Here is a 19,357-nt window from a genome sequence, read left to right on the forward strand (position 1 = left end):
CTTTCGAGTTTTATCTTGTTCTTCTTTATCAATTTCAAATTGTAAAATTTCAGGATGATTGTTAATCGTTTTCAAATCTTGTCCCAATGTATCAAATAAATGCGAATCGCCTTGATACTCGAGATTATAGCCATCTACGCCAATTCTATTTACACCAGCAATAAAAGCCATATTTTCGATTGCTCGAGCTTTTAGGAGTGAAATCCAAGCTTCTCGACGTGCTTTTGGCCAACTAGCGTTACAAAGTATCAAATCGTAGGGATTTTCCTCAGTATTGCGAATCCAAACTGGAAATCGTAAATCGTAGCAAACAATAGGACGAATTTGCCATCCTTTATAATCTATCGTTACAATTTTATCTCCTGCTGAATATACTCCAGCTTCTTTTCCGTAACTGAACAAATGTTTCTTATCGTAAATGTAAATAGAGCCGCTTGGACAGATGAAATAAAATCGGTTATAGTATTTATCATTTTCATGCGTAGATATGCTTCCAGCAATTGCAGAATTCAATTCTTTGGCTTTATGTTGCATCCATTCGAAGGTTTCTCCAAAAGGTTTTTGACCAATTTTTTCTATATTCATCGAGAATCCCGAAGCAAACATTTCTGGTAACAATATAATATCAGTTTGGTGATTGGCTAATAATTCGTCTAAATAGGAATGATTAGCTTTTGTATCTTCCCAGATTACATCGTATTGTATTAATGATATTTTAAGTTTATTTTGAATTTTCATTGTTGATAAATTTTTGATCTAATTTTGGTTTATTAGATTGGTTGATGATGTAATACATAAAGATAAATATAAAAAAACCAATAAACGAACCACCAACGGTATCAATCGCAAAATGGCGTGATAAGTAGATTCTACTAATTGCGATACTTGGAAAATGAAGTGCAAAAAATAATTGTAACCATCTGTTTTTGGTTAATAAACATAAAGTCATCGAAATTATTGCCGCTGTTAATGAATGTCCTGATGGAAAAGTTGAAGCCATTTGTATCGCATAATCTTTGACTAGAATAATGTCTATTTTTTTCTGTGTAAAATAATATCCAGGACGTAAAACTTGTTCGAAATAGACATTCTTAAAGAATACACTAATTGTTGTTGCAACTGCTCCAGAAACTAATAAATAATAAAAATATCTTCGAGTTGTTTTCCAAAATAGATAACCAAGAAGTATAAAAAATAAATAATAGGTTCCAAAATCGGTATAAAAAACAAAGAGTTTATCGAGATAATGATTGCTGTATTGATTGAAATGCAGATGTAATTCGTCGCGACCATAATATTGCGTCATAGCAATTGCAGCAAAATTGTAGATAAAAAAAACGACAAAAAATGGCCAAATTCTTAGAAATAAATCTTTTTGTTGATTCATTTGAGTTGGGTTTTTAAATAACATTTATGATGAGATTCCAAATAAGTCTAGAATGACATTCATTCAAATTTAAGCAAAAAAAAAACTTGACTAAATAGCCAAGTTTTAAAACGTTTTAATATTGTTTAAAAAAATTATTTTACTTTTTCTACGATTGCTTTGAAAGCTTCTGGATTGTTCATCGCTAAGTCAGCTAAAACTTTACGATTTAATTCAATTCCAGCTTTGTGGATAGCTCCCATAAATTTAGAGTAAGACAATCCGTGTAATCTTGCTCCAGCGTTAATTCTTTGAATCCATAACGCACGGAAATTTCTTTTCTTTTGACGTCTATCGCGGTAAGCGTATACTAAACCTTTTTCTACTGCATTTTTAGCAACAGTCCAAACGTTTTTTCTTCTTCCGTAATATCCTTTTGCAAGTTTTAAAACTCTTTTTCTTCTAGCTCTTGACGCAACTGCGTTTACTGATCTTGGCATAATTTTTAATTTTTTTGTAGTGGGCGAGATTGCTCTGCTTTAAGGCCCATCGACAGGGTTAATAATGAATTAATAAACCAAATAAGAACACGTTCTTATTTTAATCTTAATTGTTGTTTTACTGAATGAACATCAGCTTGATCAACTAAACCAGTTTGAGTTAAATTTCTCTTTTGTTTAGTCTCTTTTTTTGTTAGGATGTGGCTTTTAAAAGCGTGTTTTCTTTTAATTTTACCTGTTCCTGTTAATTTGAAACGTTTTTTCGCTCCAGATTTTGTTTTTAATTTTGGCATGATTACAAATATTTAAAATTAAAACGTTTTTTATTTTTTGTAAGATGATAAGAACCTAATTATTTCTTAGGTCCCATCATCATAATCATTCTTTTACCTTCAAGTTTTGGCATTTGTTCTACTTTTCCAACATCTTCCAATTCTTGAGCTAAACGTAACAATAAGATTTCTCCTTGATCTTTAAAGATAATAGAACGTCCTTTGAAGAAAACATACGCTTTCAATTTCGAACCTTCTTCTAAGAAAGATCTTGCGTGACGTCTTTTGAATTCGTAATCATGATCATCTGTTTGAGGACCGAAACGAATTTCTTTTACGACAACTTTCTGCTGTTTAGCTTTAAGCTCTTTTTCTTTTTTCTTTTGTTCGTATAAGAATTTTTTGTACTCTACGACACGACAAACAGGTGGAATGGCTTTTTCACTGATCATTACCAAATCTAAACCTTGTTCTTCTGCAAGTTCTAAAGCTTTAGCTATTGGATATACACCAGGTTCTATACCTTCTCCAACAACGCGTACTTCTTTCGCGTCAATCTTATCATTGATCTTGTGTTGATCTTCCTTAATTACTCTGGCTGGACCTCTGCCGCCTTTTCTTCTAATTGCGATAGTTATTCTGTTTTAAATTATTTTAATTTGATTTGTTCTTTCATGAAGTCGATAAACGCTTGAATCGTCATCTCTCCTAAATCACCTTCTCCGTGTCTTCTTACAGAAACTGTACCGTTTTCTGCTTCTTTTTCACCGATGATTAACATGAAAGGAATTTTACCGATTTCGGCATCACGGATTTTTTTACCAGTTTTCTCGTTTCTACTGTCAATCAGTCCGTTAATTTCTTCTTCGGCCAGCAAATTTAATACTTTTTCTCCATATTCCACATATTTTTCACTAATTGGTAAAATTGTGAATAAATCTGGTGTTAACCAAAGTGGTAAATTACCTGCTGTATTTTCTAACAAAATGGCAATGAAACGTTCCATAGAGCCAAATGGCGCGCGGTGAATCATTACTGGTCTGTGTTTTTCGTTGTCTGCTCCAGTGTAAGTTAAATCAAAACGTTCTGGTAAATTATAATCCACTTGGATTGTTCCTAATTGCCATTGACGTCCTAATGCATCTTTCACCATAAAGTCTAACTTAGGTCCATAGAATGCAGCTTCGCCATATTCTACAACTGTTGGTAAACCTTTTTCTGCTGATGCTGTGATAATTGCTTGTTCAGCTTTTTCCCAGTTTTCATCAGATCCGATGTATTTTTCTTTATTCTCTGGATCTCTTAATGAGATTTGAGCCGAATAATTATCAAATCCAAGATTTGTAAATACATATAATACTAAATCAATTACTTTTTTGAATTCTTCTAATAATTGATCTGGTGTACAGAATAAGTGAGCATCATCTTGAGTAAATCCACGAACACGCGTTAAACCGTGTAATTCTCCTGATTGTTCGTAACGATAAACTGTACCAAACTCTGCATAACGTTTTGGTAAATCGCGGTACGACCATTGAGATGTTTTGTAAATCTCACAGTGATGTGGACAGTTCATTGGTTTTAACAAGAATTCTTCTCCTTCGTTTGGCGTTTTAATTGGCTGAAAACTATCTGCACCATATTTTGCATAGTGACCAGAAGTTACATACAATTCTTTTTGACCAATGTGTGGAGAAATTACCATTTCGTAACCCATTTTTTGTTGCTCTTTCAATAAGAAGTTTTCTAATTTTCTTCTCAAAGCAGCTCCTTTTGGTAACCAAAGAGGTAAACCTGCACCAACTTTTTCAGAGAAAGCAAATAAACCTAATTCTTTCCCTAATTTACGGTGATCACGTTTTTTTGCTTCTTCTAATAACTCAAGATATTCTGTTAAATCTTTTTGTTTTGGGAATGTAATACCATAAACACGAGTCAACATCTTGTTTTTCTCATCTCCACGCCAATAGGCTCCCGCAACATTCAAGATTTTTGCAGCTTTCACAATTCCAGTGTTTGGAATGTGTCCACCACGACATAAATCTGTAAAATTATCGTGTGTACAGAATGTAATATCTCCATCTTGTAGATTAGAGATTAATTCTGTTTTGTATTCATTGTCTTTGTATGTCTCTAATGCTTCTGCTTTTGAAACTGAATATAATTTGAATTCAGCTTTTTTCTTTGCATTCTCTAACATTGCTTTTTCTACTTTCGCAAAATCAGCTTCTGTAAATTTATCCTCACCAAAATCAACATCGTAATAGAAACCTTTGTCAATAGCAGGTCCAATAGTTAATTTAGCATTTGGATAAAACTCTAAAATAGCTTGCGCTAATAAGTGAGCAGATGAATGCCAAAAAGCTTTTTTACCCATTTCATCATTCCAGGTTAACAATTTGATCGTTGCATCTGTGGTGATTGGGGTTGTTGTTTCAACTTGTTGATCGTTTACTATAGCCGAAATTACATTACGTGCTAAACCTTCACTAATGCTTAGCGCCACGTCCATAGGAGTTACGCCACTCTCATACTGTCTTACACTTCCATCTGGAAGAGAAATGTTTATCATCTTACTTTTAGAATTTGTACTAGGATGCAAAATTACGAATTTTCTGTAAGTTGACGAAATTTTTAAAGGGTTGATTTTAGCTAAAATATTAAGTAAATAGTTGAGCTATTGTTTTGAATGAAATTATCTTGTTTTCGATAAAATTAATATTGAATTATCTCTTTATAAACTTTAAAATTTCGTTTGATTCTTTTGTTTTAATATAATAAATTCCAGCCGCTAATCCTTGACAATTAATCGTTATATTTGATTGATTATTAATACGAACCGATTGTACACTTTGTCCAACTGAATTGTAAATGAAAAGTATATTATTTTGAGTATTTAATTGTGTTTTATCAATACCAATTATAATTTTATCATTCGTAATATTTGCTGATTTTAACCAGATAAAAGGTTTTGATTCAATTGATTTTGTACTTAAACTCTCATGAATTTTAAATTGCATCACAACAGGTAAATGATCGCTCATATTGTACAAATTAGTTCGTAGAGTTTGAGAGTAAATGCCTGTACAATCAGGATCTTTAACATCTTTATTCAAACAATCTCCATTATTTCCATACGCTTTATAACTATCGTTTATAAAAGAAAAACGTGAGCTGTTTTTGAAATTTTCACTCATCATAATAAAATCAAAACGATCATCTAAACCGCCACTTGCCCCTGCATTAGTTCCGCTTCCAAAACCTATGTTAGAAACGCGTGTACTTTGTGTATGTAAATAACTAAAAGCTGGATTGTCTTGCCAATTTCCAAGTGCATTTAATGGATCAATCATCAAAATAGCATTTGCCGGATTGATAATTTCTTGATAAGCTGGTTCTGATGAATTATAAAAATTAAAATCTCCAGCAAAAAGAACATATGTATTAGGTTGCGTTAATTTTTTCAAGGATTTTGTGACTTCTTGCACCATTTCCAAACGCATTTGACGATTTGCAGGTCCTGTACTTGATTTTAGATGCGCAACAAAAACTTCTAAATGAATAGGATCGTTTGAAGTAATATTTAATTGAAAAGAATATTGATTGATGTCGCGATAAACAGTTGGTATTTTTTCTTGGTTGACTAATGTCAATTTACGCGTATTATAAAAAACCATGGTTTGTAATGGATCATCCAATTTAGTTTCGTCAGGTATAAAAACAGCACGAGCAAATTGATCAGGTTGATTTTGCAAGGAAGTATTTAGGATTAAATCAGCACCATTTTCTGATACTAATTCGCAAATCATAAATAGATCAGGTTTGTATTCGTCTAAAACATCTCTTAAGATTAATTGGCGATTTTGAGGAAGTGAATTCGGGAATTTGAACACATTGTAAAACATCGTATTTAATGTTTCTTGCGCAAAAATAGAAATCGAAAGGAGTAAAAATAAAAAGGGGATTATTTTTTTCATAGTAATAGGTTGTCGTTTAATATTTAAATGCTAAATATACTCATTTACAGTTGAATAAAAAAATCCTTTATTTGAAGGAAACATTCATTATTTTATTTTTAGTGAATTGATTAAAATGATGTATATAATAAATCAAATGATTCCTTCAATACCTATAACGGATATAGGAACACCGAACAAACCATACAGAACGGATATAGAATACATACAGGATGGATATAGCGTGGATACAGGACGGATACAGAAAAATGTTGTTTTGGATATACACTGATATAGAAATTGTGACATTTTGTATATATAATTTTTTTAATTAGTGTTGTTATTGAATAAATTGTTGATTTTTTATCACTTTTTTCTTGATTAAAAGTAACTAAAAATTTAAGGTTATAATCCTTCATTTAATAATAAGTGGAATTCAAAAAGAATAGATTTAGTAGAAAAGAGAAGGTAATTTGGAATTATAATTGCAAATATAAATTTTTCATAAAGGTTATTAAAAAGAAGTTCTTTTTAGTGTTTATTATTTAGTAAATGTTTATTAATCATTGAAAAAGAATACTTAAATTTATAATCAACTCACAAACCGTTTTATTGAAAAAGTAGAGAATATGGAAAATAAATTAGTCCCAATCAAAATTCTTCCCGCTTCTATTGCAATAGCAATTACACTCATTGTATGGTTTCTTATTCCAGTACCAGAAGGTGTAAGTCCGAATGCGTGGCATTTGTTAGCACTATTTGCAGGAACAATTGCAGCAATTATAGGAAAGGCTTTACCAATTGGAGGTGTATCCATTGTTGCGATAAGTTTAGTTGCAATTACAGGAGTTACAAATCCGGAAAGTACAAAAGATGCATTAGCTGATGCATTGAGTGGTTTTTCAAATGATTTGATTTGGTTAATTGGGGTTGCTGTTATGATATCGATAAGTTTAAAGAAAACAGGACTAGGAGCTCGGATTGGTTATTTTTTTATATCCCTTTTTGGTAAAAAAACATTAGGAATAGCGTATTCACTATCTTTTGCGGAAACATTACTAGCTCCAATCACACCAAGTAATACAGCGCGTGGTGGTGGAATTATTCATCCAATTATGCGTTCCATTGCAAATAGTTTTGGTTCTAAGCCTGAGCGAGGTTCAACAGAAAAAATTGGTCGTTATTTGGCATTAGTCAATTATAATACTAATCCGATTACATCTGCTATGTTTATTACTGCAACAGCACCCAATCCATTGATTGTAAGTTTAGTTTATGAAGGAACTCACCCAGGAGAAACATTAACGTGGGGGATGTGGGCTGTAGCGGCAATTGTTCCTGCATTGGTAGCATTAGTCATTATGCCTTTAGTTATATATTTAATATACCCTCCTGAAATTAAGAAAACACCTGATGCACCAGTTTTCGCAAAAGAAAAAATGAAAGAATTAGGTCCGATTTCTCTTAGTGAGAAAATTACAATGGGTGTGTTTACTATTTTATTACTTCTGTGGGCAGGTATTCCTGCTTTGATATTTGGTTCTGAATATAGTGTGCAGCCAACTACAGCAGCCTTTATTGGATTATCTATTTTGATTGTAACAGGTGTATTAACATGGGAAGATATTTTGAAAAATACGGGAGCCTGGGATACAATTGTTTGGTTTGCTGCTTTGGTGATGATGGCAGGGTTTTTAGGGAAGTTAGGTTTAGTTTCTTGGTTGGCTTCAACGGTTGGGAATGGAATTGCGAGTTTTGGATTTGATTGGATAACTGCTTCTATTATTTTGCTACTTGTATATGTTTATTCTCATTATTTCTTTGCAAGTACAACAGCACATATTACTGCGATGTTTGCAGCGTTTTTTGCAGCTGGAATTGCTTTAGGAGCACCTCCAATGCTTTGGGCATTAGTACTTGGTTTTTCATCTTCAATCATGATGTCGTTAACACATTATGGAACAGGAACTGCACCTATTATTTTTGGTTCGGGTTATACAACGCTCGGTGAATGGTGGAAAACAGGTTTTGTGATGAGTGTAGTGAACTTGTTAATCTTCTTGTTAGTAGGAGGGGCTTGGTGGAAATTACTAGGTTATTGGTAAAATGAATTAACAAATAGGAAATAAAAAATCCAGTTCTTTTCGAAACTGGATTTTGAAATATTTTATGAACGTGCTCGTCTGAAATATAAAAACAAAGTTAGTAATCCGAAGACGATGTTTGGTATCCATGAGGCGACAAGTGGCGAAACATATCCTTTTTCGGAAAACGTAGACGTTGTTTGCGAGAAGAAAATGTAGACAAACGCTAACGAAATACCAACTGCAAGATTGATTCCGATTCCTCCACGACGTTTTTTAGATGAAAGCGATAAAGCTAAAAGTGTCAAAATAATAGTTGAAAATGGTACGCTCAAACGGTTATTTAATTCATTTTCGTATGTATTTACATTGGCAGAACCTTTTGCTTTTTGTTTCTGAATAAATTCATTTAATTCGAAGGTATTCATTGTTTCAGCAACATATTCTTCTGGTAAAATTTCATCAGGAGAAGCTGGTAACTTCAAATTTGTATTGGCTTCGTAATTTAACTTTTCGGTTTTATCCTTGTTAATTTCGCGTGTGTAAACACTCATTAATGCATAAGTAGAATCTTTATCATTCCAATTAAAACTTGAAGCGATGATTTGTTTTTTCAACTCAGTCGAATCAAATTTTTGATACATAAAAGAACTTCCTAATTTTTCTGTTCTGTCATAACTATCTACAAAAACAAACTCATCAGGAGAAATTTGCGAACCGATACGTTGTCGTTTATAATATTCTTCCTTGTCGTTATTACTCAATAAATGGGTGTATTGGTATTTATTTTTTTTGATATTTGCCCAAGGCAAAACCACATTTCCTACTACCAAAGCAGAAACAGCTAAAAATATAGCAACCCAAATATATGGAAGTGTAAATCGATAAAAACTAATACCACCCGAAAGCACACCTACAATTTCGGTTTGCATCGTAAGTCGTGATGTAAAATAAATCACAGTGATAAAAACGGCAATTGGTAAAAAGGTGTTGATAATCCAAATAGACCAATAAGGGTAAAATTGGGTTAAAGCCGAAAAAGCTGTAGAACCACTATCATTAATACGTCCTAATTTTTGACTAAGATCGACAATAACAGCGATAGTAGACAAAATCAAAACCATGAAGATAAAGGTTCCGATAAAGTTTCGGATGATGTATTTATCAATTATTTTCAAACTACAGACGTTGTTTTAATTGTGGAACAATTTGTTCTTTCCATTGAGCGAAATCTCCTGCTAAGATATGCTGTCTTGCAACTCTTACCAAATCTAAATAAAACGCAAGGTTATGAACAGATGCAATTTGTTTTCCTAAAGCTTCGTTGGCATTGAACAAATGACGAACATAGGCTTTTGTGTAATAACTATCCACATAGCTAGTCCCGTTTTCGTCTAATGGTTCAAAACAATCTTTCCATTTTGCATTTTTCATATTCATAACACCATTCCACGTGAACAACATGGCGTTACGCGCATTACGAGTTGGCATAACACAGTCGAACATATCAACTCCTAAAGCAATACATTCGATGATATTCCAAGGTGTTCCAACTCCCATTAAATAACGAGGTTTGTCTTGTGGAAGAATTTCTGTTACGATATCCGTCATTTCGTACATCACAGGTTCTGGTTCACCAACAGATAATCCACCAATAGCATTTCCTTCTGCACCGAAATCCGCAATATATTTTGCTGATTCTTGACGCAAATCTTTGAAATCATTTCCTTGTACAATTGGGAAAAGCGTTTGTTTGTGATCGTAATATTCAGGATTATTGTTTAACCAAGTTCTACAACGCTCCAACCAACGATGTGTCACGTGCATAGCACGTTTTGCATCGTGATATTTTGCTGGAATTCCTGTTAATTCATCAAAAGCCATAAAAATATCAGCTCCGATATAACGTTGAATTTCCATTGATTTTTCTGGCGTAAACATATGGTAAGAACCATCGATATGCGATTTGAAACGCACACCTTCTTCAGATTTTTTACGACTTGTTGCTAAAGAATACACTTGGAATCCTCCAGAATCTGTTAAGATTGGTTTTTGCCAATTCATAAATTTATGTAATCCGCCCGCTCTGTGCAAAATATCAGTTCCTGGACGCAAATACAAATGATAAGTATTTCCAAGAATGATTTGGGCTTTAATATCTTCTTCTAATTCACGTTGGTGAACAGATTTTACTGTACCAACCGTACCAACTGGCATAAAAATAGGTGTTTCGATTTTACCATGATCGGTTTCTACAACACCAGCTCTTGCCTTAGAAAATTCGTCTTTTTTATCGATTGAAAATTTCATAGTGTGCAAAGATATTAATTGTTTAGCTTGTTGCGAGTTGGTTTCGAAAAAAATAACAAAAAAATAAGGATAAAGTTGCCTTTACCCCTTATTTAAAAATTTTATGAAATGATTATTTTGTAAAACGTAATGACATTTTGCGATCAGAAGCTCTTTCTGCGTCAGAAGCTGTTTCAGCTACTTTTGCAAATTCTTCTCCGTAACCTTCGGCAGCAATAACTTGCGCACCAACACCACGTTTTGTTAATTCAGCTTTTAAGTAATCTGCTCTTTTTTGAGAGATTTCTTTGTTTTTTGCATCATCACCAACTTTATCTGTGTACGCTCCAAGTTTAATTTTTGCAGTTGGATATTTTTTCAAAATTGCAGCAACATTATCTAATTGAACGTCAGAACCTGATTCTAATTGATCTGTTTTACCAAAAACGAAGTTAACATTATCAAAGTTGAACCATTTTTCTTTCAATTGATCTTCTGTCATTGTTGCAAAATCTGGCGCTTTGATAAATTTGATAATTTGATCTTCTAATCCATTTGCATATCCTTTCAATGCAACACCATCTAAATCAATATCAGATAATTCTTTTGGTGCAGCGTTTAGAGAATCCTCATTTAATGAATCAACCACAATTTCAGTTTCTTCTGTAACAACTGTTTTTTCTTCGTTCTTATTGCATTTTTTTAATAAGAAAAAGGCCGCTAAAGCAACTAAAATTAATGGAATTAACCATTTCCAAAAACCTCCGCCATCATTGTTGTTATGAGTTTCTGCGTAAGCATCAACTGGCGCTACATAAGGTTTTTCTTCCGGTTCTACATCAACTACTTTTCTTGTTTCTGTAATAGTTTCAGTTACATGATCTTTTGCAACATCTATTGTTTCAGTGATTTTAGGCGCATCATTAAACATTGTTCCTAAACCTAAAGCTCCAAGTCCTAAGCCAGTTGGGATTAATCCTAAAATTTTATCTTTAATTCCTCCTAAAGATGAAAAGAAATCAGCTTCTGTTACATTGTTAAATTCGGCTTCTTTCCCAATAGATCCAAAAGTTGTTAAAGCTGTTAAGTCTAATAATTTTGAAGATGAACCTGTTGAAATTCCTGCATATTCAGCAATTTTAGAAACGATTGGTTGCGCATTCGAACCAAAAATAACATTGATTAATTCTTTAATTGTGTCTGGTGTTTCTTGTTCTGTCGAAATATTTGCTAATCCACGAGAAGCACCAAAAGATTTGATGGTATGAAATAAGCCTGTAGTAGAATTCTTTTTTTCTAAAACACCTCCTAAAAGAATAGGAATAAATGCATTGATTGCTTTAGAAATTCCCGATTCATTTTCACCTAATTCTGATGAAGTTTTCGAGATCAAATCTGGGGTAATATACCCTTTTACTAATTCAATAATGTTCATAGATTTTAATTTTTAATTATAGCCTTTTTTAAGTTGTAATTTGTTCTTAACGAATATTGTACCAATATTCATATTTATTAAAATTAGTTAAAAAAAATGATAATTTTTCTATTTTTTTGAAAAGATGTTAGATTGGAACTAATTTTATCAACTGAATTACTAATAAAAAAGAATAATTATGCAAGAGCAAGACAAGGTAGATAGTTTGCAAGATGTAATAACAACACCATTTAAGGATTTAGAAAACTTTACACAATGGTTATTAACGAAAGGCTCTGAAGTTGGATGGAGCTTAGTTTCAGCAATTTTAATTTTAGTTGTAGGATTTTGGGTATCTACGAAATTTAAAAATTTTATTGAAAATCGCATGATTGTTAGAGGTGTTGATCCATCGATCCGCACATTCTTAATACCTATAATCAATATTGTATTAAAAGTAATCATCATTATGTTTGTTGTAGATCGTTTAGGTCTAAATGCTTCTGGTTTAATTGCAGCAATTGGTGGTATTGGTTTAGCAGTTGGTTTAGCATTGCAAGGATCGTTATCTAACTTCGCTGCTGGAATTTTAATTTTAATTTTTAAACCTTTTAAGGTTGGAGATTACATTGTATCTCAGGGTAATGAAGGTACAGTTAGATCGATTAGTATCTTAAATACTGTTTTAGACACTGCCAAAGGACAAGTAATTACACTTCCAAACGGAAATTTATTTAATAACCCTATTACAAACTTTTCTACAAACGAATTTAGAAGATTAGATGTAAATGTTGGTATTTCTTATGATGATGATTTTGACAAAGCGCGCGAAGTTTTGTTGAATGTTTTAGAGAAAAATGAATTGGTTGATGATACACAATCTAAAACGGTTGAGATTCTAGAATTTGCTGCAAGTTCTGTGAATTTGGCTGTGCGTTGTTATGTGAAAAATAGCGATTATTGGACAGCTTATTGGCAATTGTATCGCGCGGTGAAATATGCGTTGGACGACAATAATATTTCGATGCCTTATCCACATACAGAAATGATTATTAAAAACGAATCGAATTCGTCAACAATTCCTTTCGAGAACAAAGATTAATGAAGTATTTACTTACCATATTATCAATTTTTTCGTCTGTGCATCTTTTTGCGCAAACCGAATTAATTGAGAAACATCTCAATTCTGATTTCTATTCCACTCAATTCACGGGATTTTATTTGTATGATCCAATCACGAAAGAAGAAATTTATAATTATAACGGAAACAAATTTTTTATTCCAGCATCTAACACCAAAATTTTTACGTTGTATACAGCGATGAAAATGTTGAACGATTCTATTCCTGCATTCAAATATCAGTTGATTGGTGACGAATTGCATATCGAAGGAACTGGAGATCCAACTTTTTTGCATCCAAAATATAAAAATACACGAGCGTTAGATTTCCTGAAAAATAATGGTTCTAAAATTGTTTTTCATTGGAATAATTTCGACGAAGAATCTTTTTTACCAGGTTGGACTTGGGACGATTTTAGAAAAGATTATGCGCCAGAAAGAAGTCAGTTTCCGATTCATGAAAATTTAGTTTCGATTTCGAAAAATGGAAGTTCAATCAAAACATTTCCAACATATTTTGAAGAATTAACAGAAATTAGAGAAATGCCAGAGCCGAGGAATTTCTATGACAATAAATTTTATATCAGCAATAAAAAACGAACAGAAAAAGTTCCTTTTATTGTGAATGAAACGGTAATAGAAAAATCGTTGTCGCAAATTTTGGGAAAACCTGTTGATATGGTCAAAACGCCAATGGTTAATAATCCGAAAGTGTTTTATAGTCAGAAATCAGATGATGTTTACCGCGAAATGATGGAAAATAGCGATAATTTTTTGGCTGAACATTTATTGATTTTAGCTTCGAGTACTTTACCAGGAAAACTGAGCGCTTCTGAAACGATTACCTATTCGAAAAGATATTTGTTGAATGATTTGAAACAACAACCAGAATGGTTTGACGGTTCGGGATTATCGCGTTATAATTTGTTTACACCACAAAGTTTTGCACAAGTTTTAGGGAAAATGTATAACGAATTTCCTGAGCAACGTTTGTTTTCTATTTTCCCAATCGGTGGTAAAACGGGAACAATCAAAAATAGATACAAAGATTCGGCGCAACCTTATATTTATGCCAAAACAGGAACGTTGAACAATAATGTAACGTTGAGTGGTTATTTGAAAACGAAATCTGGAAGAACGTTAATTTTTAGTTTGATGAATAATAATTCGATCAAAGATTTATCTTGGATTCGAAATGAGAACGAAAAGTTATTACGAATTATTAGAGATAATTATTAAGCATATTTGAAATAAAAAAGCCTTCCGATTTCGGAAGGCTTTTGCTTTATTAGAAAGACATCTTTACGGTGTCGTTATTTCCTGTTAATACTTTTGTGTCTTTTTTATTTTTGACATCAAAAGTTACAATGTTTTGTTGATCGTTAAAAATATCTGTCAACAAAGCCACTTTTAGTTCTATCGAGCTGATATCAGAAATTTTATCAAACTTAAAGAAAACTCGTGTAGATTTATCATTTACCTGATAACCATAATAAGAAGTTCCTAGAGCTTTACCATTTACTTTGACATCAACTTTACTATTTACATACGCTTTCAACTTGTTCTCAAAGTTAGATTTGTTCGAAACATCTGCACCAACTGCTTTTTCCAACTGATTGGTAAATGTACGCGCGGTTATGTTTAAAGTTCCGGTTTCTTGTTCGTAATCAACCTTGATATTTGCTGTATGAAAATCTTGGGCACTTAGGTTAAAAGCTACTAAAACCAAAAGCAAAGAGAATAGATATTTTATATATTTCATTTTATTTCTTAGTTTGTACAAGTCTATTTCAAATCGAGTGCCAAAGATTCTTAAAATTTAAAAGAAAGCTTTAGCGACTTGTTAATAACGAAATTAGAATAAAAAAATTATAAATCACATAAAAATATAAAAAGAGTATTAATAACTTAATACTCTTTTCTATGAATTTATTCTAAATTTTTAAGCAAACCAAACATGGTAAGGAATTCTACTTAAAATACAAACTAAACCAATAATTGCAAAGACTGCAACGCTCATTGGTACAGTTGTAGATCGTTTTAATTTTGCATTCGCAATTGTCATAAAAACAACACCTGCAATCATCATCATAGGGTGTTCAACAAAAGTTAATCTCAAGCCAGAATCTTTCATTATTCCTGATGGTTCCAAAGCAGAAAACATCATAATATAGTAGACTAATCCAAGTAATAATTGAACGTGAAAAGTAATGGTTGTAAATAACCCGATTTTTTTTATTGTTGCGTTTGTATCTTTTTTAGAAATCGCATAAATTAATGTTGAAATCACAAAGATAACGCCCATCAAAATCACAAGATAAGCCCAGCCACTATGAAATTGTTTGATAAAATCCATTTTTCTAATTTTAGTTTTTCAATACAAAAATAACAAACCTTTTTACATAAATACTATTTGATGATATTTATGTGTTTTCAGAACAGTTTTTTAGATTAATCAAAATCTCGTAATTTCGCGCAAAATATATCCGAAATGGGAAAAGATAAAATCAGAAGATTTAACGAAAATAAAACTTTTCAGAATGTTGTTCAACCAACACGAGAAGAGGCAATTAACGAGTTTGCATTAAAAGGAAATTGGAACAAAGAATTTTTCAAGAACGACAAACCAATTGTGTTAGAACTTGGGTGCGGAAAAGGAGAATATACAGTTGCAATGGCGCGTCGTGACAAGGATCGTAATTTTATCGGAGTAGATATTAAAGGATCAAGATTTTGGCGTGGTGCTAAGACTTGTTTGGATGAAGGAATTGAAAATGCTGGATTTCTTCGAACTCAAATCGAAATTATCGATCATCTTTTTGCAGAAAATGAAGTGAGCGAAATTTGGATTACTTTCCCAGATCCACAAATCAAATACAGAAGAACAAAACATCGTTTAACAGATCCTGAATTTTTGAGACGTTACAATACCATCTTAAAACCTGAAGGAACAGTTAATTTAAAAACAGATTCTGAATTTTTACACGGATATACACATGGTGTTATTCACATCGAAGGACACGAAGTGATTCGTTCTACACACGATGTTTATCACCCAGATCATTCGGATATTCCTGCAATTGTAACGGAAGTACAAACATATTACGAATCGAAGTTTTTGGAAGAAGGTAAAAAGATTACTTATATAAAGTTTCAATTAAAATATTAATAAAAAAATCCATCGAAAGATGGATTTTTTTATTTGAAATAAATTTGATAAAAGTTTATTAATCATATATTTGTTGTAACACTTTTATGATTTTATGAAAAATAAATTTTTATTCCTAACACCTTTTTTATTCCATAATATCTTTTCTTTTTCGCAATCTAGAGAAAATTTCATTTTTGCGACAATGGAGACTGAGAATGCCACTTTTTTACAAAAAAATCATGCGGATTCTATTGAAATAATTTCTTCGAAAGATAATTTTTCTGCTATTTATTTTCATCCAGAAATTGCTGAAAGTTTACATGGAAAATTTGCGCATGGACATGGTTATGTTTTTCAAAATTCGAAAGAAGATGCACTACAATCACTTCAAGAAAAACCATCTCAGAAAAAAGCACCTTTCAATTATACCATTTCAGAACAAGCTTTTATAACAACAGCTTTGAATGATGTTGATGTGAAAGAAATTGAGAAAACAATTTTGATGTTAGAAGATTTCAAAACGCGTTATCATACACGACAAGAAGCAAATAATGCGGTTCTTAAATTGAAAGAAGTTTGGGTGAAAATGATTGCTGATGCAGGACGAACTGACGTATTTGTAAGAATCGTTGATCATGTGAATACGCCAATGAAGTCGTTGATTTTGACTTTTAATGGAATTGAAAAGAAAGATGAATTTGTGATTATTGGAGGTCATGCCGATTCGACTGTTGGTTGGAATGCAAATCAAACTTTTGCACCAGGAGCAGATGATAATGCATCGGGAATTGCAACAATCACCGAAGTTTTGCGTGTGTTGTTAAAAAATAATTTCAAACCGCAACGAACTACCGAAATTATGGCTTACGCAGCAGAAGAAATAGGTTTAGTAGGATCGAAAGAAATTGCGCAGAAATACGCTTCGGAGAATAAAAATGTAATAGGTTATGTACAATTTGATATGACGAATTACAAAGGTTCTACGAAAGATGTTATTTTGATGACGGATGCTTATTGTGATGCAAATCTCAATTCGTTTTTGATGCAATTGATGGACGAATACAACAAAACTGGTTTACATCAATTCACGTATGATACTTCACAATGTGGATACGGATGTTCAGATCATTTTAGTTGGTCGGATAATGGTTTTGCGGCAACTTTACCTTTCGAGGCTAAAATGCAAGATAGCAATCCATACATTCATTCTGTAAATGATACATATGCAACTCTTGGGAAAACCTCTACGCATGCTGCGAAGTTTACAAAATTAGGAATCGAATATGTGGTTGAAGCTGCTAAAACATCAACTTTAGGGACAAATGATGTTGATAGAAATTCATCTAAAATTTATATTTCAAACAAAACATTGAATTATCAATTAAATTTTGAGTCTCAAATTTCGATTAAAATTATTGATGCAACAGGACGAATGATTAAAACGATAAATACTGAAAATTCTAATGGAAGTGTAAATCTTTCTAACTTATCAGCAGGATTTTATGTCGCAACAATTCAAGATGATAATGGAAATAGTGTTTCGCATAAATTTATATTGAAGTAGATTTCTTACCAAATAAAAAACAAAAAGCAAGCTGAAATAGCTTGCTTTTATATTTTTGAAATTTATCTAAATCTTAGTCATTCAAACTTTGTAGGTAAGAAACCCAACCTAACGTTTGGTATTCTTTTGCCGCAGTTTTTACATCAGCAGCTTTGTAAATTCCACGACCAACAATCATAAAGTCTGTGTGGTAATTTTTGAAAACTAATTCTGGCGTATTATACTGTTGTCCTTTGCTATCTCCAGTCGAAGAAATATTAACACCAGGCGTAAACAATAACAAGTTATCAGGAATTTGGCGTTGTGCAACAGCTCCTAAAACATTTCCAGATTGTTCCGAAACATTAATTGCTTTTGTAAAGTAATAATCATCAGTCAATGTTCCTTTCGAAGACATTTCAACAATTGTGATAACTCCGGTATTTTCGAAAACTTTTAATGATTCTAAACCTCCAATTGGATGAACAGTTACTAAATCTGCCCAATCAGAAATTTTGTAAATCGATTTCTTAAATTGTAATTCTTGCGTATTTCCAATATCTCCAAACTTGCGATCTTCGAATAATAAGAATTCTTTTTCACGTGCGATTTTTTTCAACTCAACAATTAAGTTATCCGAAAAATCTTGAATAATATCTGAATGTAATTTTAACGCAACAATATGATCACCAACCTTTTTAGCGAAATCTGTAATTTCTTCAGAAGTAATTAAATCTGCAGAAGCAATTAAGTTAGATTGTTTTTTCAATGCTAATTCAACCAAACGTTTTCCAACTGGATGTACAATTTTTTTGTTTTCCAATGCAATACGTTGTTTTGCAGGAACCGCTTCTGGAGGTAGAGCTAAAAAGTCTTTGATTTTTTTCGCTTCATCATCACTTAAACGGTGATATTTATGTAAAATATCGATTACCTCGTGAATTGTAAATAACGTTTTCACATTGTAACCTTGTTCTTTCAATTTTTCAGATCCACCTTGCGCACGATCTAAAACAACCACCAAATCTTTTACACGTAAACCTTCGCGCTCAACTTGATCAATTGTTTCTAATAAAGATTGTCCAGAAGTAATTACATCTTCGACCAAAAGACAAGATTGTCCTTCCGCAAAAACACCTTCTACCATACGTTTAGTACCGTAACCTTTGTTTTCTTTACGTTTGATAATCAAAGGAATATTCGATGTTAAACTCATTGTAGTCGCCATTGGCAAAGCTGCATAAGGCACACCACAAATCAAGTCGTATTCTACATCTTCAACTAAATCTAATAAGTTATTTGCTAAAGTTTTTAGTAATTGTGGACTCGAAGCTAAAGGTCTTAAATCGACATAGAAAGGAGATTCTATACCACTTTTTAAAGTAAAATTTCCAAATTTTATAATTCCCAGCTCGTAAGCTTTCAATAAAAAATCTTCTCTTGGTTGCATCTGTGTAATGTTTGAGCAAAGTTAATAGGTTTTTGAGTCATTTATGGCATTTTCACGAAAATTAATTTTAAGATGAATAAAAATTGAATATTTATACTGATTTGATTTATAATTTGTTCGAAAAGTGAAATATTATAAATTCTGAAATAATTTTTCTAATTAAGAAACATTCAATTTGGAGCCGTTTTAGATGAAAACTTCATAAAATAACTT

At 32.1% G+C, this 19,357-nt stretch carries 18 protein-coding genes; 5 read left to right on the forward strand and 13 right to left on the reverse strand.

Annotated features, from left to right (window positions below):
- From N5D03_RS01150 to N5D03_RS01180, 7 genes are all read right to left on the reverse strand, one after another.
- Window positions 1-738, reverse strand: a 738-nt coding sequence (locus N5D03_RS01150; protein ID WP_280049319.1) for a nitrilase-related carbon-nitrogen hydrolase, incomplete at its 3' end; no start/stop codon positions are given.
- Window positions 722-1,387 carry a phosphatase PAP2 family protein gene (locus tag N5D03_RS01155; protein WP_181816269.1) on the reverse strand — a complete coding sequence of 222 codons (666 nt, stop codon included), beginning with the start codon at window positions 1,385-1,387 and terminating at the stop codon, window positions 722-724. The genes N5D03_RS01155 and N5D03_RS01150, both read right to left, overlap by 17 nt.
- A gap of 134 nt (window positions 1,388-1,521) precedes the next feature.
- The gene (rplT, locus tag N5D03_RS01160) at window positions 1,522-1,866 is read right to left on the reverse strand and encodes a 50S ribosomal protein L20 (RefSeq protein ID WP_038337134.1); all 345 of its coding nucleotides are present in this window, start codon (window positions 1,864-1,866) and stop codon (window positions 1,522-1,524) included.
- Between the two features lie 95 nt (window positions 1,867-1,961).
- Window positions 1,962-2,159 (reverse strand): 50S ribosomal protein L35, encoded by a 198-nt coding sequence (gene rpmI, locus N5D03_RS01165; RefSeq protein WP_038337133.1) that lies wholly within the window; start codon window positions 2,157-2,159, stop codon window positions 1,962-1,964.
- A 59-nt stretch (window positions 2,160-2,218) separates the two neighbouring features.
- Window positions 2,219-2,728 (reverse strand): translation initiation factor IF-3, encoded by a 510-nt coding sequence (gene infC, locus N5D03_RS01170; protein WP_236688239.1) that lies wholly within the window; start codon window positions 2,726-2,728, stop codon window positions 2,219-2,221.
- A gap of 59 nt (window positions 2,729-2,787) precedes the next feature.
- A complete protein-coding gene (gene thrS, locus N5D03_RS01175) occupies window positions 2,788-4,710 on the reverse strand; it encodes a threonine--tRNA ligase (RefSeq protein WP_219033819.1) in 1,923 nt (640 codons plus the stop codon).
- Between the two features lie 154 nt (window positions 4,711-4,864).
- The gene (locus tag N5D03_RS01180; protein WP_280050716.1) at window positions 4,865-6,115 is read right to left on the reverse strand and encodes a hypothetical protein; all 1,251 of its coding nucleotides are present in this window, start codon (window positions 6,113-6,115) and stop codon (window positions 4,865-4,867) included.
- 608 nt (window positions 6,116-6,723) lie between these two features.
- On the opposite strand from N5D03_RS01180, the gene N5D03_RS01185 reads away from it, so the two are divergent.
- Window positions 6,724-8,199 carry an anion permease gene (locus N5D03_RS01185; RefSeq protein WP_280050717.1) on the forward strand — a complete coding sequence of 492 codons (1,476 nt, stop codon included), beginning with the start codon at window positions 6,724-6,726 and terminating at the stop codon, window positions 8,197-8,199.
- Between the two features lie 62 nt (window positions 8,200-8,261).
- On the opposite strand, the gene N5D03_RS01190 is transcribed toward N5D03_RS01185, so the two are convergent.
- From N5D03_RS01190 to N5D03_RS01200, 3 genes are all read right to left on the reverse strand, one after another.
- Complete coding sequence (locus N5D03_RS01190; protein ID WP_114998662.1) at window positions 8,262-9,356, reverse strand: LptF/LptG family permease; 1,095 nt, start codon at window positions 9,354-9,356, stop codon at window positions 8,262-8,264.
- Between the two features lies 1 nt (window position 9,357).
- Window positions 9,358-10,488 (reverse strand): tRNA guanosine(34) transglycosylase Tgt, encoded by a 1,131-nt coding sequence (gene tgt / locus N5D03_RS01195; RefSeq protein ID WP_038337127.1) that lies wholly within the window; start codon window positions 10,486-10,488, stop codon window positions 9,358-9,360.
- A 112-nt stretch (window positions 10,489-10,600) separates the two neighbouring features.
- On the reverse strand, window positions 10,601-11,902 hold the full coding sequence (locus N5D03_RS01200; RefSeq protein ID WP_280050718.1) for an OmpA family protein: 1,302 nt from the start codon (window positions 11,900-11,902) through the stop codon (window positions 10,601-10,603).
- 178 nt (window positions 11,903-12,080) lie between these two features.
- On the opposite strand from N5D03_RS01200, the gene N5D03_RS01205 reads away from it, so the two are divergent.
- Complete coding sequence (locus N5D03_RS01205) at window positions 12,081-12,983, forward strand: mechanosensitive ion channel domain-containing protein (RefSeq protein WP_280050719.1); 903 nt, start codon at window positions 12,081-12,083, stop codon at window positions 12,981-12,983.
- The gene (locus N5D03_RS01210; protein ID WP_280050720.1) at window positions 12,983-14,239 is read left to right on the forward strand and encodes a D-alanyl-D-alanine carboxypeptidase; all 1,257 of its coding nucleotides are present in this window, start codon (window positions 12,983-12,985) and stop codon (window positions 14,237-14,239) included. Before N5D03_RS01205 ends, N5D03_RS01210 begins: the two co-directional genes overlap by 1 nt.
- Before the next feature lie 49 nt (window positions 14,240-14,288).
- Here the strand turns inward: N5D03_RS01210 and N5D03_RS01215 are convergent, their stop codons facing one another.
- Window positions 14,289-14,762, reverse strand: coding sequence for a DUF6702 family protein (locus N5D03_RS01215; RefSeq protein ID WP_180905404.1), 474 nt, complete (start codon window positions 14,760-14,762; stop codon window positions 14,289-14,291).
- Between the two features lie 180 nt (window positions 14,763-14,942).
- Window positions 14,943-15,356 carry a hypothetical protein gene (locus N5D03_RS01220; RefSeq protein ID WP_125349592.1) on the reverse strand — a complete coding sequence of 138 codons (414 nt, stop codon included), beginning with the start codon at window positions 15,354-15,356 and terminating at the stop codon, window positions 14,943-14,945.
- A gap of 135 nt (window positions 15,357-15,491) precedes the next feature.
- Between N5D03_RS01220 and trmB the strand changes: the two genes are divergently transcribed.
- A complete protein-coding gene (gene trmB, locus N5D03_RS01225) occupies window positions 15,492-16,169 on the forward strand; it encodes a tRNA (guanosine(46)-N7)-methyltransferase TrmB (protein WP_114998671.1) in 678 nt (225 codons plus the stop codon).
- 94 nt (window positions 16,170-16,263) lie between these two features.
- Window positions 16,264-17,715, forward strand: coding sequence for a M20/M25/M40 family metallo-hydrolase (locus tag N5D03_RS01230; RefSeq protein WP_280050721.1), 1,452 nt, complete (start codon window positions 16,264-16,266; stop codon window positions 17,713-17,715).
- Window positions 17,716-17,788: 73 nt separating this feature from the next.
- On the opposite strand, the gene N5D03_RS01235 is transcribed toward N5D03_RS01230, so the two are convergent.
- Window positions 17,789-19,144 (reverse strand): orotate phosphoribosyltransferase, encoded by a 1,356-nt coding sequence (locus tag N5D03_RS01235; RefSeq protein ID WP_125349589.1) that lies wholly within the window; start codon window positions 19,142-19,144, stop codon window positions 17,789-17,791.
- Window positions 19,145-19,357 lie beyond the last annotated feature (213 nt).

The organism is Empedobacter sp. GD03861 (assembly GCF_029840885.1).
Lineage (GTDB): Bacteria > Bacteroidota > Bacteroidia > Flavobacteriales > Weeksellaceae > Empedobacter > Empedobacter falsenii_B.

Bases quoted from the DNA above. Each gene is read 5' to 3' on its own strand.
- N5D03_RS01155 (WP_181816269.1), bottom strand. From the start codon at position 1,387: ATGAATCAACAAAAAGATTTATTTCTAAGAATTTGGCCATTTTTTGTC.
- N5D03_RS01200 (WP_280050718.1), bottom strand. From the start codon at position 11,902: ATGAACATTATTGAATTAGTAAAAGGGTATATTACCCCAGATTTGATC.
- rpmI (WP_038337133.1), bottom strand. From the start codon at position 2,159: ATGCCAAAATTAAAAACAAAATCTGGAGCGAAAAAACGTTTCAAATTA.
- thrS (WP_219033819.1), bottom strand. From the start codon at position 4,710: ATGATAAACATTTCTCTTCCAGATGGAAGTGTAAGACAGTATGAGAGT.
- tgt (WP_038337127.1), bottom strand. From the start codon at position 10,488: ATGAAATTTTCAATCGATAAAAAAGACGAATTTTCTAAGGCAAGAGCT.
- N5D03_RS01185 (WP_280050717.1), top strand. From the start codon at position 6,724: ATGGAAAATAAATTAGTCCCAATCAAAATTCTTCCCGCTTCTATTGCA.
- trmB (WP_114998671.1), top strand. From the start codon at position 15,492: ATGGGAAAAGATAAAATCAGAAGATTTAACGAAAATAAAACTTTTCAG.
- N5D03_RS01210 (WP_280050720.1), top strand. From the start codon at position 12,983: ATGAAGTATTTACTTACCATATTATCAATTTTTTCGTCTGTGCATCTT.
- N5D03_RS01230 (WP_280050721.1), top strand. From the start codon at position 16,264: ATGAAAAATAAATTTTTATTCCTAACACCTTTTTTATTCCATAATATC.
- N5D03_RS01180 (WP_280050716.1), bottom strand. From the start codon at position 6,115: ATGAAAAAAATAATCCCCTTTTTATTTTTACTCCTTTCGATTTCTATT.
- N5D03_RS01215 (WP_180905404.1), bottom strand. From the start codon at position 14,762: ATGAAATATATAAAATATCTATTCTCTTTGCTTTTGGTTTTAGTAGCT.
- N5D03_RS01205 (WP_280050719.1), top strand. From the start codon at position 12,081: ATGCAAGAGCAAGACAAGGTAGATAGTTTGCAAGATGTAATAACAACA.
- N5D03_RS01220 (WP_125349592.1), bottom strand. From the start codon at position 15,356: ATGGATTTTATCAAACAATTTCATAGTGGCTGGGCTTATCTTGTGATT.
- rplT (WP_038337134.1), bottom strand. From the start codon at position 1,866: ATGCCAAGATCAGTAAACGCAGTTGCGTCAAGAGCTAGAAGAAAAAGA.
- N5D03_RS01235 (WP_125349589.1), bottom strand. From the start codon at position 19,144: ATGCAACCAAGAGAAGATTTTTTATTGAAAGCTTACGAGCTGGGAATT.